This window comes from Rhizobium sp. P2_G2 (assembly GCF_056403555.1).
Genome location: NZ_JBFUFF010000067.1, coordinates 1 through 14,996 on the forward strand (window position 1 = coordinate 1; position 14,996 = coordinate 14,996).

Consider the following 14,996-nt stretch of genomic DNA (forward strand, 5'->3'; position numbering starts at 1 on the left):
GTAAGCGCCGTCTCCGCCCCATTGGATTGGCTATATTTTGAGGCTTGCTGCGTGTGCGAGAAGGTTTCCAGGACTAACTGGAGATTTGCATGGCAGAAGATGGATTTGTGGGTCGCTACGAAGTTGTCGAGCCGCGCCGGGGAAATCGGCGTTGGCCGGATGACGTTAAGGCTCGGATTGTAGCGGAAAGCTTTCAGCCCGGTGTTCGTGTTGTTGATGTTGCGCGTCGTCATGACGTTATAGCAAACCAACTTTCCAGTTGGCGGCGACAAGCACGAGATGGGGTTTTGGCCCTGCCTTTTGAGGCTATGCCGGGCGCTTCGGAGAACGGGGATGCCGAGCCTGCATTTGTGCCTTTGGCGATCACAGCGGAGCCGAGCGAGGCTGTGGGTGTTTTAGCGCCGCTGAAACTGCCGGAGGCGGTTTCAGCGGTCTTGACGCTGGAGATCGGCCCGGACGTTGTGATGCGGGTTCCCGGTGACGTGCCGGTTGAACGTGTGGCGGCTCTGGTGCGAGCGATGCGAGGGACGGCATGATCGTCGCTGGCCAACGACTGCCGATCCTGATCGCGACGCGGCCGGTGGACTTCCGCTGCGGGCATCAGGCGCTGGCTTTGATGGTTCAAACCGAATTGAAGCTTGATCCGCATTCCGGGGTGACGGTGATCTTCCGGTCGAAGCGCGGGGATCGTCTGAAGATCCTGGTGTGGGATGGCACAGGAATGGTGCTAACTTACAAAATTCTTGAACATGGAAGCTTTGCCTGGCCCAAGGTGCAGGATGGGACGATGCGTCTTTCCAGGGGTCAATACGAGGCTTTGTTCGAGGGTCTTGACTGGCGGCGGGTCATGGCGCAACGGGTGACTGCGCCATCGGCGGCAGGGTGAATATCCGGCCGTCTTTGCATTGTTTTATTTGGCTTTTTCGTGCTGCCTTGCTATAAGGGCGCATGTCATCGCCCCTTGATCTCAGCCTGTTTCCGGACCTTCCGCCAGAGGTTGTCAAAGCCTTTGCGGCGATGCAGTTCGAGCTGTCGGTCGAGCGTGCTGCACGTCAGCATGAGCAGGCTGTGGTGGCCGAAAAGGACGCGTTCATCTCCGAGTTGAAGGAACTGATCGAGAAGCTTGAGGGGCAGGTTCACGACTATCGGCGCACGAAGTTCGGGCCGAAATCGGAAAAGCTAGATCCGGCGCAGATGGAACTGGCGCTGGAAGACCTTGAAACGGCGATCGCCGAAACACAGGCGCGGATCGCCGCCGTCGAGAAAAAGATCGAAGCCAGCACATCCGATCCGGAAAAGGCCGCTCCTCGCAAGGAGCGGAAGGCCCGTGCACTGCCCGAACACCTGCCGCGGGTCGAGCGCGTGATCGAGCCCGAGAGCATCGCTTGTCCCTGCGGTTGCGGCAACATGGTCCGGATCGGCGAGGACCGGACGGAACGGCTCGACCGGGTCCCGGCGCGCTACGAGGTGATCGTCACGATCCGCCCGAAATACGCATGCCCCAAGGGTCGAACGGGCGTCGTCCAGGCCAGAGCGCCGGCGCATCTGCTGGAAGGGAGCTGGCCGACCGAAGCCCTTCTGGCGGAGATTGCCGTCTCCAAGCATTCCGAACATATGCCGCTCAACCGGCAGGCCGAGGTCATGGCGCGACACGGGGTGCCGATAGACCGCACGGTCCTGGCCGATTGGCTTGGGCGCACGGGCAGCGAAATCGCACCGGTGGTAGACCACATGGCCGAACGGCTGCTGTGGGAAAGCACGCGGCTCTATGTCGACGAGACAACGGCTCCTGTTCTTGATCCTGGGCGAGGCAGGACAAAGACCGGCTATCTCTGGGCCGTGTTGCGTGACGACCGCGGCTGGAATGGCTCCGCGCCGCCAGGCGTGGTGTTCCATTACCGGCCCGGGCGTAAAGGCGAATATGCCGCTGAAATCCTCGACGGGTTCAACGGCACGATCCAGGTGGATGCCTATGGCGGTTACTCTCATCTCGCTACGCCGGATCGCATCGGCGGCGCTCCGCTGAAGTTGGCTTTCTGTTGGGCACACGGGCGCAGAAAGCTGATCAAGGCCACGCCGAAGAGCGGATCACCCATCGTCGACGAGGCGCTCATTCGCATCGCCGCGCTATACAAGATCGAAAACAGTATCCGAGGCTCAGACCCCGAACATCGCCGGGCAGTTCGACAGGACCTTTCCCTTCCGCTGGTGGACGAGTTCTTCACCTGGCTGGCAGCCCAGGCCGCGCGCGTCTCACGCAAGTCTGACCTCGGAAAAGCCCTGGCCTATATGCTGACGCGACAGGATGGCTTTCGGCTGTTCCTGGACGATGGCCATGTCGATATCGATTCCAACCTGGTGGAAAACGCCATCCGTCGCCCGGCCATGAACCGCCGCAACGCGCTCTTTGCGGGCCATGATGAAGGGGGGCGCAATTGGGCTCGGTTTGCCAGTCTCATCGGCACTTGCAAAATGAACGGCGTTGAGCCCTACGCCTATCTGTGCGACCTCTTCACCCGCCTCGCAAACGGCCACCTCGTCAAAGACATCGATGCTCTGATGCCATGGGCTTACGCCGCCCGCATCAAGGCCTCACAATGAGCTCGTCAGATACTCGTCGGTGAGCTCACACCGGCCCCCAGGCAAACCTATCAAGCCGCTGCAACTGACAAATCAATGGGGCGCAGACGCCGCATACCGCAACCCCTTGGCTCTACAACAAGAAGGGGCAGCTGACGACAATACCGGGCTATATCCCGTCACTGACTTACGACCTCGACGGCCAGACCACGTCGGTCAAGTATGCGAACAACGTTACCACCAACTTCACCTATGACCCTAATCGTCGCTGGCTGACCAGTTTGGTCACCAAGCAGTCCAGCGGTACAAACCTGATCGACAACACCTATACCCGGGATGCTATTGGCCGGATCACGGGAATAGATGGCGGCTACGCCACGACAAGCGGCGATGGAGGCCTGGACTTTAATACCTGGACCTACACCTATGATGGGTCGAACCGGTTAACCTCGGCCTATTCGGGAAAGTATATAGGACCGCTTAAGGAAGACTTCACCTACGATACAGCCGGTAACCTCACACAGAGGACGCACATCACTTCCGCGACAGCCAGCAACGTCACGATGGCCTACGGCAGCGCCAACAAGCCGCCACATGCAATCTCGACGCTGAACGGCGTGGTCGTAACATATGATGCCAATGGCAACACCCTCACCGACGGCACGGCCACCTATACCTGGGACGACGCCAATCGGCTTTCGACGGCAACGAAGAGCGGGGCGACGGTTTCAACTAAATATTTCTACGGACCTGATGGCGAACTGGTAAGGCGGGTATCAGCGAGCAACGAAATTACACTCTACCCGGATGCGGAGGTGGAAATGGACCTCGCCTCCGGTGGCGTTTGGAAATACACACGCTATCCGCATATGGATGTCGAGGTCGATGGTGCAACCGCTTCATTCCTCCATCGGGATCATCAAGCGTCAGTCCGTATGCTGACGAGTGGAACAACCGCCAACGAATCCACAGTCTACCAAGCATATGGCCAGCCCTTCGACTCAACAACTGGAAGCCCCTCAACCACTGTTGCCCCACCGAAGAAGAAATATATAGGCGAGCTCTTCGACAAGGACACTAACCTTATCTACCTGCACGCCCGCTTCATGAATCCCTATACGGGAAGGTTCATCTCACCCGATGATTGGGATCCGATCAAAGCGGGCGTAGGGACAAATAGATACGCCTATGCAGAAGATGACCCGATTAACAACGCGGACAATAATGGACATCTAGACGGATCAACATACGTGGCAACAAAGCCGAGTGTGATCGCCAGAGTTGCCGCTCAGTTGACAAAGGTAGGAGGTTGGGTTGCACCGGCAGTGGGTTGGGCTTTTGAGAAATCTCCTCTCGTTATTGGAGCGACAGCCATTAACCTTGTTTTCGTCACGACATCAGGAGACCGGGACTGTCCATGCGTTGTGCCCGACACTGCAACTGTCACAGTGGACGCAGATGGCAGAAAGTACGATACGGTTGATGTTGAAGCCATGGTCGCAAGTGGCATGGATCGACGTCAGGCAATTGAAAATGCCAAGGACAACTTCAATGGGACAGCCTCTTCGTGGGCAGCTCGAGTGGGAAGGCTCGAGGGCAAGCCCACTCCTGAGGACCTGAAGGCGGCTGCCGAAAACGCCCGAAATGAACTGGCGCATGACATAAACGCGAATAAGAAAGATAAGAACAAAGTACCCACAATAACAGGAGGATGGAATCTTGAGACTGGCAAATTTGCTGCAGCCGCTTGCACTGGGGGAGACTGCGCGGAAGATAGGGTCGCAAAAGCATTGGGTAACGACCTAAAGAATATCCGGTTCACGAAAGCGATGCGTCCCCGGACCGGCGACGATGTGCCTGCATGCACGCGATGTGAGGATAGATACACTCGCTTAGCGTTTCCCAGCGACGCACAATTTGAATCCGATCAACAGAAATAAAAGTAGGGCGTACAATGAATGTAGGATTAGAGTATCCCTCCGGTTTCGAAATGGCCTGGATTGCTGCGGACTCCTCTGGCAAGCTTGGCGCTTTCATAACTGCCGGCAAGGGTCCTATTCCCAAAGAAATTCTTCAGAATATCTTTATAGAACCCGTATTGATCGAAGACGTTTTGCTTGAGTTGCCAGTGATTGGTTTATCGGATGTGAATGGATCACCTTATTCACATCCTGTGGAATCTTTTGTTGAACTCGGCGAAAGAGGAATATTCGTTTTTGATTGGCATGACTTGCATGTTCCCATCAAATTCAGGAAAGGAGGGTACGAAAAATGTGCTTCACCAAGCAATCCTATCTATACGGGCGAACTAGTTAGTCCTCTAAAAGAGCTATCTAACTTGATTCAATTCAAGGAGCTACTTTTTGAAGAGGTCTATCTGGTGAAACCCGAGCTGTACTACGATTGTCTATTCCCGGAATTTTGACCTACATCGGCTTTAGCACTTCATCTTAAGCTTGTCTGTTGTCACATCGGCTCGTTGCCGGCGCGGTGCACTAGCCGCACCAAACAGAAAACCCCGCCGTCTCCAGCAGGGTTTCCATCTCAACACTTAATCCCAAACCTTACTTCGGCAGTTCGCCCTCGACACCCTCAACCAGGAAATTCAGCGGCCCAAGCTTGTCATCCCCCGCCATTTCGCCGGCCTTCAGCCACTGCGTACCGTCCTGCTTGTTGATCGGACGGGTAAGCGTCTACAAAAGCAGGGACCAAATCAAGATGACCAGTGAAAGGATCACACTCGGTGCTCAAATGGGAGGACCGGAGGCTTTTGACGTAACGCAGCCCATAATCCTGCGTCTACGCAAACAGCTAGCGAGCCACTGCACCGAAGCCTACAGCCCGACTATTTCAGAATTCGCTATAATCCTCCGGATAGACGGCTCATTGGATCAATTTGGAGGTGAGGGCGTTCAAAGGCCTCGAATTAATCGCAAAGACGCATACGTTACCGCGGACTACGCGGTTCCAGTGGAGCACTGGAAAGATGTTCCTCTTCCGGACTTAAAAAAATGCTTTGCTGAGGCAGCGGTGAAGACCGTCGACACAATGGTCGAGCATCTGAAGAAACTGAAAGTCGAGGTAAATGCTAAAATGCTGGCTGAAGACGTGAATAAAGCAGTGACCGCCTTCCTAAAGGAGGCTTCTGTTCCCGGGTGAACGCGCTCGTCAGGGCGAGCTTGCACGGATTGCTAGCCGCCAGCGGACTTCCACCTCAAAAGTGTCGGTGGATACCATCTTACCAAGTGGTATTTCACGCGACGCACCATACCTGATGTACAAGAAAACCCTGCCGTCACCAGCAGGGTTTCCATTCCACACGTAACCCCGAACCTTACTTCGGCAGTTCCCCCTGAACCCCCTCCACGAGAAAGTTCAGCGGCCCAAGTTTATCATCCCCCGCCACTTCGCCGGCCTTCAGCCACGCCGTGCCGTCCTGCTTGTTGATCGGGCCGGTGAACGGCTTCAGCGCGCCGGACTTGATCTTGGCTTCGGTGTCCTTAGCCATCTTCTTCACGTCGTCGGGCATGTTGGTGTAGGGCGCCATGTAGATAATGCCGTCGCCCATGCCGTCCCAGCTCATCTGCGACTTCCAGGTGCCGTCGAGTGCCGCCTTGACGCGCTTGACGTAGTAGGTGCCCCAATTGTCCACCGTGGCGGTCAGCTGTGCATCCGGGCCGGCCTTGATCATGTCGGAGGCCTGGCCGAAGGCGTGGACCTTGCGCTGTTCGGCAACCTGCATCGGGCCGGTCGAGTCGGTGTGCTGGGTGATGACGTCGATGCCCTGGTCGATCGCGGCCTTGGCGGCATCGGCTTCCTTGCCCGGGTCGAACCAGGTGTTGACCCAGATGACCTTCAGCTTGAAGCTCGGATCGACCGAGCGGGCGCCGAGTTCGAAGGAGTCGATGCCCTGCACGACTTCCGGGATCGGGAAGGACGCGATATAGACCGCGGTATGCGTCTTGGAGACCTTGGCGGCGATCTGGCCCTGGATATAGCGGCCTTCATAGAAACGCGCATTATAGGTTGTCAGGTTCGGGCCGGTCTTGTAGCCGGTCGCATGCTCGAACTTTACCTTCGGGAATTTTGCCGCCACCTTGACTGTCGCGTCCATGAAGCCGAACGAGGTGGTGAAGACCAGGCCGCAGCCGGAGCGGGCGAAGCGCTCGATGGCGCGTTCGGCGTCGGCGCCTTCGGCGACGTTTTCCAGATATTGCGTCTTTACCTTGTCGCCGAGTTCCTTGTCGACCATCTGCCGGCCCATGTCATGGCCTTGGGTGTAGCCGCCATCGGTCTTGGAGCCGACATAGAGGAAGCAGACCTTGAGCTTGGCGGCATCGGCTGTGGTCGAGAAGCCGATCAATGCGGCTGTGGCGGTGAGAGAGAGAATGAGCTTTTTCATGGTGACCCCTGTTATGTTGCTCGGTTTTACTCTTTTGTTTATCGGTCGGGAACGAAGGATCTCCCGAGCGAGGCTGGCGTATTGATGAGCGTCAGACGCCGGTTGCGCGAAATGGCGATCAGCACGACGACGGTTGCCACATAGGGCAGCGCCGACAGGAATTGCGCCGGCACGGCAATGCCGAAGGCCTGGGCATGCAATTGCCCGATCGACACCGCGCCGAACAGATAGCCGCCGGCGAGCAGCCGGATCGGCCGCCAGGAGGCGAAGACGACCAGCGCCAGCGCGATCCAGCCGCGGCCGGCCGACATATTCTCAACCCATTGCGGCGTATAGACAAGCGACAGATGCGCCCCGGCAAGCCCGGCGCAGCCGCCGCCCCACATGACCGCCAGATAGCGTATGCCGATGACATTGAGGCCGAGCGCATGCGCCGAGGCATGATTGTCGCCGACAGAGCGCAACACCAGTCCCGCCCGGGTGCGGAACAGGAACCATTGCGTGGCGAAAATCAGGATGATCGAGACATAGAAGACCAGGTCTTCATTGAAGAGAACCGGTCCGACGAACGGAATGGACGACAGGCCGGGAATGGCCAGCGTCGGCAGGCGGATGCCCTGGACGCCGGTATAGGATTCGCCGATCATGCCGGACAGGCCAAGGCCGAGAATGGTCAATGCCAGGCCCGTCGCCACCTGGTTGGCCACCAGCGTCAGGGTCAGGAAGCCGAACAGCAGCGACACCAGCGCGCCCACGGCGATCCCGGCGAGCATGCCGGCATAGGGCGACCCCGTCATCTGCGCGACAGCAAAGGCCGATACCGCGCCCATGATCATCATGCCCTCGACGCCGAGATTGAGCACACCCGAGCGTTCGGTGACCAGTTCGCCGGCCGAGGCGACGACCAGCGGCGTCGATGCGGTGATGACGGTGATGATGATGGATTCGGCTGGAGACACGGATCAGGCTCCCTTCCCGGCGCCGGTCAGCCGCGACCAGACGATCCGGATCTTGTACTGGATCAGCGTATCGCAGGAGAGCACGAAAAACAGCAGCAGGCCCTGGAACAAGCGCGTCACCTTGTCGGAAACGCCGATCGCCGTTTGCGCGGCCTCGCCGCCGAGATAGGTCAGCGCCAGGATCAGCCCGGACACGATCACACCCAGCGGATTGAGCCGACCGAGGAAGGCGACAATGATGGCGGTGAAGCCATAACCGGGCGAGATCGACGGCTGCAGTTGACCCATGACACCAGACACTTCGCAGATGCCGGCAAGGCCGGCCAGCGCGCCGGAGAGCAGCATCGAGAACCAGACCATGCCCGAGGCGGAAAAGCCGGCAAACCGCCCTGCCCGCGACGACTGGCCCAGAACCTTGATCTGATAGCCCTTGAGCATGAATTCCATCATGAACCAGAGCAGGATGCAGGCGACGATGGCGAAGACGAAGCCCCAATGCGCGTTGCCCGAATCCTCCCAGATTGGCGGCAGGACGGCCGATGGATTGAATGTCCGGCTTTCGGGAAAATTCTGGCCTTCCGGATTGCGCCAGGGGCCGCGCACCAGATAGTCGAGAAAAAGCTGGGCGATATAGACCAGCATCAGGCTGGTGAGGATTTCGTTGGTGTTGAATTTTGTCTTCAGCAGCGCCGGGATCGACGCATAAAACGCCCCGCCGATCATGCCGAGGATGAGCATCAAGGGCAGCACCAGCGGTGACGTCCATTGGTAAAAGACGATCGGCAGGAAGGAGCCGAAAATGGCGCCGAAGATGAACTGCCCCTCGGCGCCGATATTCCAATTGCCGGCGCGATAGCAGACCGACAGCCCGGCGCCGATCATGATCAGCGGACCGGCCTTGACCGCCAGTTCATGCAGCGACCAGACTTCCGTCAGCGGATCGATGAAATAGAGATAGAGCGCGTTGAACGGATCGTAGCCGAGCGCGCCGAACAGGATGCCGCCGCAGACGAGCGTCAGCGCCATGGCGATGAAGGGCGATGCGAACGTGTAGAAGGCCGAGGCCTTTGGCCGCTTTTCCAGTTCAATGTGCATGGGCAGCCGCTTCCTTCGCCTTGTCGTGCATGCCGCCCATCAACAGGCCGATCTTCTCGCGATTCAGTTCCTGCGCCGGGAAAGCCTGCGACAGCCGGCCATCGGAAATGACGGCGATATGCGTCGCGACCTCGAAAATCTCGTCAAGGTCCTGGCTGATCACCAGAACGGCCGAGCCGGCCTTTGCCAGATCCACCAGCGCCTGGCGGATGTGGCTCGCAGCACCCGCATCGACGCCCCAGGTCGGCTGGTTGACGATCATGACAGATGGCTGCCGGTCGAGCTCGCGGCCGACGATGAATTTCTGCAGATTGCCGCCCGAAAGCGAGCCAGCGGCGGGATCCTCGCCGCTTTTGCGCACATCCATCTCGGCGCAGATACGTTTCGACGCGGTCTTGACCACGCCGCTGCGGATGATCTGCAGCCAGCCGCCTGTCAGGAAAGCCTTGGCATCTGAGACATTGCGCGATAGCACGAGATTGTCCGACAGGCTCATGCCGGTCACGGCACCATGACCATGCCGCTCTTCCGGCACGAAGGCCGCGCCGAGCAGCCGGCGTCCTGAAATGCCGACACGGCCGACGGGCTTGCCGCGCACCGAGACTGCATCGGCGTCGGCAACCAGATATTCGCCTGACAATACGTCGAACAATTCGCCCTGGCCGTTGCCTGCCACGCCGGCGATCGCCAGCACTTCGCCCGTCTTGAGCGCGAGCGAGATATCCTTCAGCGCGACGGCAAAGGGCGTGCGGGCCGCGGCGTTCAGCCTGCGGGCTTGCAGCACGACCGCCCCGACCTTGTCGGCCGAGGCTTTTTCCACTTCGGCGACATCGGCGCCCACCATCATCCGGGCGAGCGAGGCCGGTGTTTCCCGGCGCGGATCGCAAGCGCCGGTCACGTGGCCGTGGCGCAGCACGGTGGCGCGGTCGCAGATGCGCTGCACCTCTTCGAGCCTATGGCTGATGTAAAGGACAGAACGTCCCTCCGATTTCAGCTTCATCAGCGTCTCGAACAGCCTGTCCGCTTCCTGCGGCGTCAGCACCGAGGTTGGTTCGTCCAGGATGATCAGCTTGGGATTCTGTAAGAGGGCTCTTACGATTTCGATCCGCTGCCTTTCGCCGACCGAAAGATCCGCGACATGCGCATTCGGATCGAGCGGCAGTCCGTAAGCCCTAGATAACGTCGCGGCTTCCTCGGCGATCTTGGACAGCGGCACCTTGCCGTCCAGCGACAGCGCGATGTTTTCCGCGACCGTCAGCGCTTCGAACAGGGAGAAATGCTGGAAGACCATGCCGATGCCGATCCGCCGCGCCTCGCTAGGGCTGCCGATGACRACCGGCTCGCCCCGCCAGCGAATCTCGCCCGCGCTAGGCGCCAGCACGCCGAACAGCATCTTCACCAATGTCGATTTGCCGGCGCCGTTTTCGCCGAGAAGCGCGTGGATTTCACCGGGCTGGACGGTAAGGTCTATGTCGCTGCAGGCGGCAAATGTGCCGAACAGCTTGGTAATCTTGCGTACCTCCAGCAGAGGACGAGAGCCCTCTTTATCCGCGTCGGCCACGAACCACCCCAGTCTGATCCGATCCCTGATCTGAGCGTCAGGGTATCAGCAATGTCGTTCCACTTGTTTTTCTATTTTCCAGATCGGCCTGGGCCTTTGCGGCGTCGGCCAACGGATAGGTTTGATGGATATTGATAACCACTTTGTTGCTTCGCACAACTGAAAAAAGAGCCTCGGCGCAGTCATCCAATTCTTTGCGGTCGCGGATATAGGAAAAGATGGTCGGCCGGGTCGCATAAAGCGAGCCCTTTTGCGCCAGGATTCCCATGTTGAACGGTTCGATCGGCCCCGACGATTGGCCGAAGGCGACCCAAAGCCCGCGCGGCTTCAGGCAGTCGAGCGAGGCCGGAAAAGCATCTTTGCCGATCGAATCATAGACGACGTCGACGCCCTTGCTGCCGGTCAATTCCCTGACCCGTTCGGCGAAATTCTCGCTGCGATAATCAATCACATGGTCATAGCCGTGCTTCAGCGCCAGCGCGACCTTTTCCGGGCCGCCGGCCGTGCCGATCACAGTGGCGCCGAGCGCCTTGGCCCACTGGCCGGCAATCAGGCCGACGCCGCCGGCCGCCGCATGAAACAGCAGCACTGTCTCCGGTCCGACTTTGTAGGTGCGGTTCAGCAGATATTCCGCCGTCATGCCCTTCATCATCATCGCGGCAGCGGTTTCGAGCGCGATGTCGTCAGGGATTTTGACCAGATCTTTGGCCGCGATATTGCGGATTTCGGAATAAGCGCCGTCCGTGCCGGGATAGGCGACGCGATCGCCGACCTTGAACTCCGTGACACCGTCGCCGAGGGCGATGATCTCACCCGCTCCCTCCTTGCCGGCGATATAGGGAAAGCCGCCAGGCACCGGATAGAGGCCGCTGCGGACATAATTGTCGATGAAATTCACGCCGATGGCCTTGTGGCGCATCTGCACCTGGCCGACGCCGGGTTGTGGCACATCGATCTCGACATATTCCAGGACTTCCGGTCCGCCCTGGCGGTTGAGAACAATAGCCTTGCTTTTCATCACTCAGTCCTTTCGTCCCAGCGCGGGAAAGAGCTGCAGGACAGCCCCGATACAATACATATAGAGCCCGGTCGCGACCACGCCCCAGACCACCCAGGCGGGTGAGTGGAAATATTTGAGCAGCGAAATACCCGACAGGATCGCCCAGATCACGAACACCGTCATGTTAAGCGCCCTGAGTCGTTTGACCCGCACCGGATGCAGGAAATGAATGGGCAGGAAGGTGAGCAGCACAGACACCACGACCAGGGTCAGCGCCGTCGTGGCGCTCGCGTCGATGACGAACAGCGTGAACACCACCATGTTCCAGACCACCGGAAAGCCGGAAAAGAAATATTCTTCCGTCTTCATGCCCATGTCGGCATAGTAGATCGCCGAAGACACCACGATCAGCCCTGCTGCGATGAACGACCAGGGTTGGCCGATCATGCCGCTCTCGTAGAGCGCAAAGGCCGGCAGCAGCACATAGGTGACATAGTCGATGATGTTGTCGAGCGTGTCGCCCGACCAGTTGGGCAGGACTTCCTTGACCTTCACCTTTCGCGCGATCGGTCCATCGATGCCGTCGACCAGCAGCGCCAGGCCAAGCCACCAGAACATGTCGACGAATCTTTTCTCCGACGCGGCGACGACGCCCAGGAACGCAAGGAACGAACCTGAAGCCGTCAGCAGATGCACTGCAAAGGCGCGGATTTCGGCATAGGGCGCGGCCTTGTAGTTGAAGAGATAGCTGAAAATCCTCATCCGGCTCCCCCGCTCTCCCGGTCTCAGTCTGCCGGGATTGTCCATTGCCACTGTCTGATACATGGGAATTGCCGCCTTCGCTACCCAAAACGAAGCCTTGACGGAGCGACCGGCAAATGCCGCGGAACCCGCGGCGTGCAGTTTGGATTTCTCCAGGGAAGCACCGGATTGCAAAATCCTTTAAGTATAAAATAATTGGCGATGTCGTGCTTCTTGCGTTGACAGAGCGCCTGCGTCTCTATATTTTAAACTTAAAATAATGGCGTGACGGCGATGAGTCCAGGCGCCCCTGAGATGGAGGTGGAAATGCGCATCGTCTGTATCGGAGGCGGTCCGGCCGGGCTCTATTTCGGTCTCCTGATGAAGAAAAATCATCCGGAGCATTCGATCGTCGTTGTCGAGCGCAACAAGCCCTATGACACGTTCGGCTGGGGCGTGGTGTTTTCCGACGCCACCATGGAATCGATGAAGGTCTGGGACCCCGAAAGTGCGGCTGAAATCCAGGATGCCTTCAATCACTGGGACGATATCGAAGTCCTGTTCAAGGGTAAGACGCAGCGCACCTCCGGCCACGGCTTCGTCGGCATCGGCCGCAAGAAACTTCTCAACATCCTGCAGAAGCGCTGCGAAGAGCTCGATGTCGAGCTGAAATTCGAAACCGAGGTCAATGGCGACCAGGATTTCCCCGATGCCGACCTGATCATCGCCTCGGATGGACTCAACTCGAAGATCCGCAACAAATATGCCGATATCTTCGAGCCTGACATGATCACACGGCCGAACCGGTATATCTGGCTCGGCACCAACAAATCCTACGACGCCTTCACCTTCGATTTCCGCAAGACGGATCATGGCTGGTTCCAGGCGCATATCTACAAGTTCGACGATAGCACCTCGACCTTCATCGTCGAGACGACCGAGGAAGCCTATCTCGCCCACGGTCTCGACAAGTTGGACCAGCAGGGCTCGATCGACTTCTGCGAGAACCTGTTTTCCGAAGTCCTCGACGGCGCCTCGCTGATGACCAATGCGCGGCGTGTGCGTGGTTCGGCCTGGCTGAATTTCCAGCGGCTGATCTGTGGCAAGTGGAGCCATTTCAACGGTTCGGCCAATGTCGTGCTGATGGGCGATGCGGCCCATACGGCGCATTTCGCCATCGGCTCAGGCACCAAGCTCGCCATTGACGACGCAATCGAGCTGACGCGGCAATTCCAGGAACACGGCCACACCAAGGACAAGATTCCTGCGGTGCTCGCCACCTATGAGGAAATCCGCCGCGTCGACGTCGCCCGCATCCAGAATGCCGCCCGCAACGCCATGGAATGGTTTGAAGTGGTCGGCCGCCGCTATGCCGATACGCTGGAGCCGGAACAATTCATGTATTCCATGCTGACCCGCTCGCAGCGCATCAGCCACGAGAATCTGCGCCTGCGCGACCACAATTGGCTGGAAGGTTACGAGCGCTGGTTCGCCCGCAAGGCCGGGCTCGATGCCTCGACCAATGGCCGCTGCCTGCCGCCGATGTTCACGCCCTATACGCTGCGCACTGTGACGCTGCCGAACCGCATCGTCATGTCGCCGATGGCGATGTATTCGGCCAAGGACGGCCTGATCAACGATTTCCACCTCGTCCATATCGGCTCGCGCGCCATGGGTGGCGCAGGTCTCGTCTTTGGCGAAATGACCTGCGTCGCGCCGGATGCTCGGATCACGCCCGGCTGTCTTGGCCTCTGGAACGAGGAACAGGCGGAAGGTTGGAAGCGCCTGGTCGAATTCGTGCATTTCAACACGCCGGCCAAGGTCGGCATCCAGATCGGCCATGCCGGTCGCAAGGGTGCGACGAAACTTGCCTGGGAAGGCATCGACCAGCCGGTCGAGGAAGGCGGCTGGCCGCTGGTCGCCCCGTCAGCGCTACCCTATCTCAAGCACGGCCAGGTGCCGAAGGCGATGGACCGCGCCGACATGCAGCGCGTGCTGGACGAACATGTCCGCGCCGCAAAGCTCGCCGTCACCACCGGCGCCGACTGGTTGGAGCTGCACTGCGCCCACGGCTATCTGCTCTCCAGTTTCCTGTCGCCGCTGACCAACCGCCGCACCGACGAATATGGCGGCAGCCATGAAGGCCGGGCGCGTTTCCCGCTGGAAGTCTTCCGCGCCATCCGTGCTGTCTGGCCGGAGGACAAGCCGATCTCCGTGCGCCTTTCCTGCAACGACTGGTTCGAAGGTGGCAACACGCCGGAGGATGCGGCGATCTTCTCGAAGATGTTCAAGGAGGCCGGCGCCGACCTGATCGATTGCTCGTCGGGCCAGGTGTGGAAGGAAGAAAAGCCGGTCTATGGCCGCCTGTTCCAGACCCCGTTCTCCGACAAGATCCGCAACGAAGTCGGTATCCCCACGATCGCCGTCGGCGCGATCTCCGAGGCCGACCATGCCAACTCGATCATCGCCGCCGGCCGCGCCGACCTCTGCGCCGTCGCTCGTCCGCACCTCGCCGATCCGGCCTGGGCGCTGCATGAGGCTGCCAAGATCGGCATCAGCACGATCCCTTGGCCGAAGCAGTATTACTCTGGCAAGGCGCAATACGAGACCAACCTCGCCCGCGCCCAGCAGGCAGCTGCCATGGGAGCGAAGTGAGGT

13 protein-coding genes are annotated in these 14,996 nt (G+C 59.2%); 7 read left to right on the plus strand and 6 right to left on the minus strand.

The genetic code is table 11. From position 1 onward, the window contains the following. Positions 1-89: 89 nt before the first annotated feature. The 6 genes from tnpA to AC1D06_RS30240 all read left to right on the plus strand — a co-directional run bounded on the left by tnpA (position 90) and on the right by AC1D06_RS30240 (position 5,739). The gene (tnpA, locus tag AC1D06_RS30215) at positions 90-536 is read left to right on the plus strand and encodes an IS66-like element accessory protein TnpA (protein ID WP_477989647.1); all 447 of its coding nucleotides are present in this window, start codon (positions 90-92) and stop codon (positions 534-536) included. Continuing rightward, complete coding sequence (gene tnpB, locus AC1D06_RS30220) at positions 533-886, plus strand: IS66 family insertion sequence element accessory protein TnpB (protein WP_010975401.1); 354 nt, start codon at positions 533-535, stop codon at positions 884-886. Before tnpA ends, tnpB begins: the two co-directional genes overlap by 4 nt. 62 nt (positions 887-948) lie before the next feature. Beyond that, positions 949-2,601 (plus strand): IS66 family transposase, encoded by a 1,653-nt coding sequence (gene tnpC, locus AC1D06_RS30225; RefSeq protein ID WP_477989652.1) that lies wholly within the window; start codon positions 949-951, stop codon positions 2,599-2,601. Positions 2,602-2,672: 71 nt separating this feature from the next. Next, a complete protein-coding gene (locus tag AC1D06_RS30230; protein WP_477989691.1) occupies positions 2,673-4,520 on the plus strand; it encodes an RHS repeat-associated core domain-containing protein in 1,848 nt (615 codons plus the stop codon). A 14-nt stretch (positions 4,521-4,534) separates the two neighbouring features. After that, positions 4,535-5,005: a hypothetical protein gene (locus AC1D06_RS30235; protein ID WP_477989654.1), complete on the plus strand. Its 471-nt coding sequence runs from the start codon at positions 4,535-4,537 to the stop codon at positions 5,003-5,005. A 293-nt stretch (positions 5,006-5,298) separates the two neighbouring features. Further along, complete coding sequence (locus AC1D06_RS30240) at positions 5,299-5,739, plus strand: hypothetical protein (RefSeq protein WP_477876960.1); 441 nt, start codon at positions 5,299-5,301, stop codon at positions 5,737-5,739. A gap of 175 nt (positions 5,740-5,914) precedes the next feature. Here the strand turns inward: AC1D06_RS30240 and AC1D06_RS30245 are convergent, their stop codons facing one another. From AC1D06_RS30245 to pcsA, 6 genes are read right to left on the minus strand one after another with little or no spacing between them, the layout of a single operon-like run. Beyond that, the gene (locus AC1D06_RS30245) at positions 5,915-6,982 is read right to left on the minus strand and encodes a BMP family ABC transporter substrate-binding protein (RefSeq protein ID WP_477876961.1); all 1,068 of its coding nucleotides are present in this window, start codon (positions 6,980-6,982) and stop codon (positions 5,915-5,917) included. Positions 6,983-7,020: 38 nt separating this feature from the next. Further along, on the minus strand, positions 7,021-7,941 hold the full coding sequence (locus AC1D06_RS30250) for an ABC transporter permease (protein WP_477989656.1): 921 nt from the start codon (positions 7,939-7,941) through the stop codon (positions 7,021-7,023). 3 nt (positions 7,942-7,944) lie between these two features. Beyond that, positions 7,945-9,036 (minus strand): ABC transporter permease, encoded by a 1,092-nt coding sequence (locus AC1D06_RS30255; protein ID WP_477876963.1) that lies wholly within the window; start codon positions 9,034-9,036, stop codon positions 7,945-7,947. Beyond that, complete coding sequence (locus tag AC1D06_RS30260; RefSeq protein WP_477876964.1) at positions 9,026-10,597, minus strand: ABC transporter ATP-binding protein; 1,572 nt, start codon at positions 10,595-10,597, stop codon at positions 9,026-9,028. Before AC1D06_RS30260 ends, AC1D06_RS30255 begins: the two co-directional genes overlap by 11 nt. 37 nt (positions 10,598-10,634) lie before the next feature. Continuing rightward, positions 10,635-11,615, minus strand: coding sequence for a quinone oxidoreductase family protein (locus tag AC1D06_RS30265; RefSeq protein ID WP_477876965.1), 981 nt, complete (start codon positions 11,613-11,615; stop codon positions 10,635-10,637). A gap of 3 nt (positions 11,616-11,618) precedes the next feature. Then, positions 11,619-12,359, minus strand: coding sequence for a phosphatidylcholine synthase (pcsA, locus tag AC1D06_RS30270; protein ID WP_477876966.1), 741 nt, complete (start codon positions 12,357-12,359; stop codon positions 11,619-11,621). 306 nt (positions 12,360-12,665) lie between these two features. Here pcsA and AC1D06_RS30275 point away from each other — a divergent pair, with 306 nt between their 5' ends. Continuing rightward, positions 12,666-14,993: a bifunctional salicylyl-CoA 5-hydroxylase/oxidoreductase gene (locus tag AC1D06_RS30275; RefSeq protein ID WP_477989657.1), complete on the plus strand. Its 2,328-nt coding sequence runs from the start codon at positions 12,666-12,668 to the stop codon at positions 14,991-14,993. Positions 14,994-14,996: the final 3 nt, after the last annotated feature.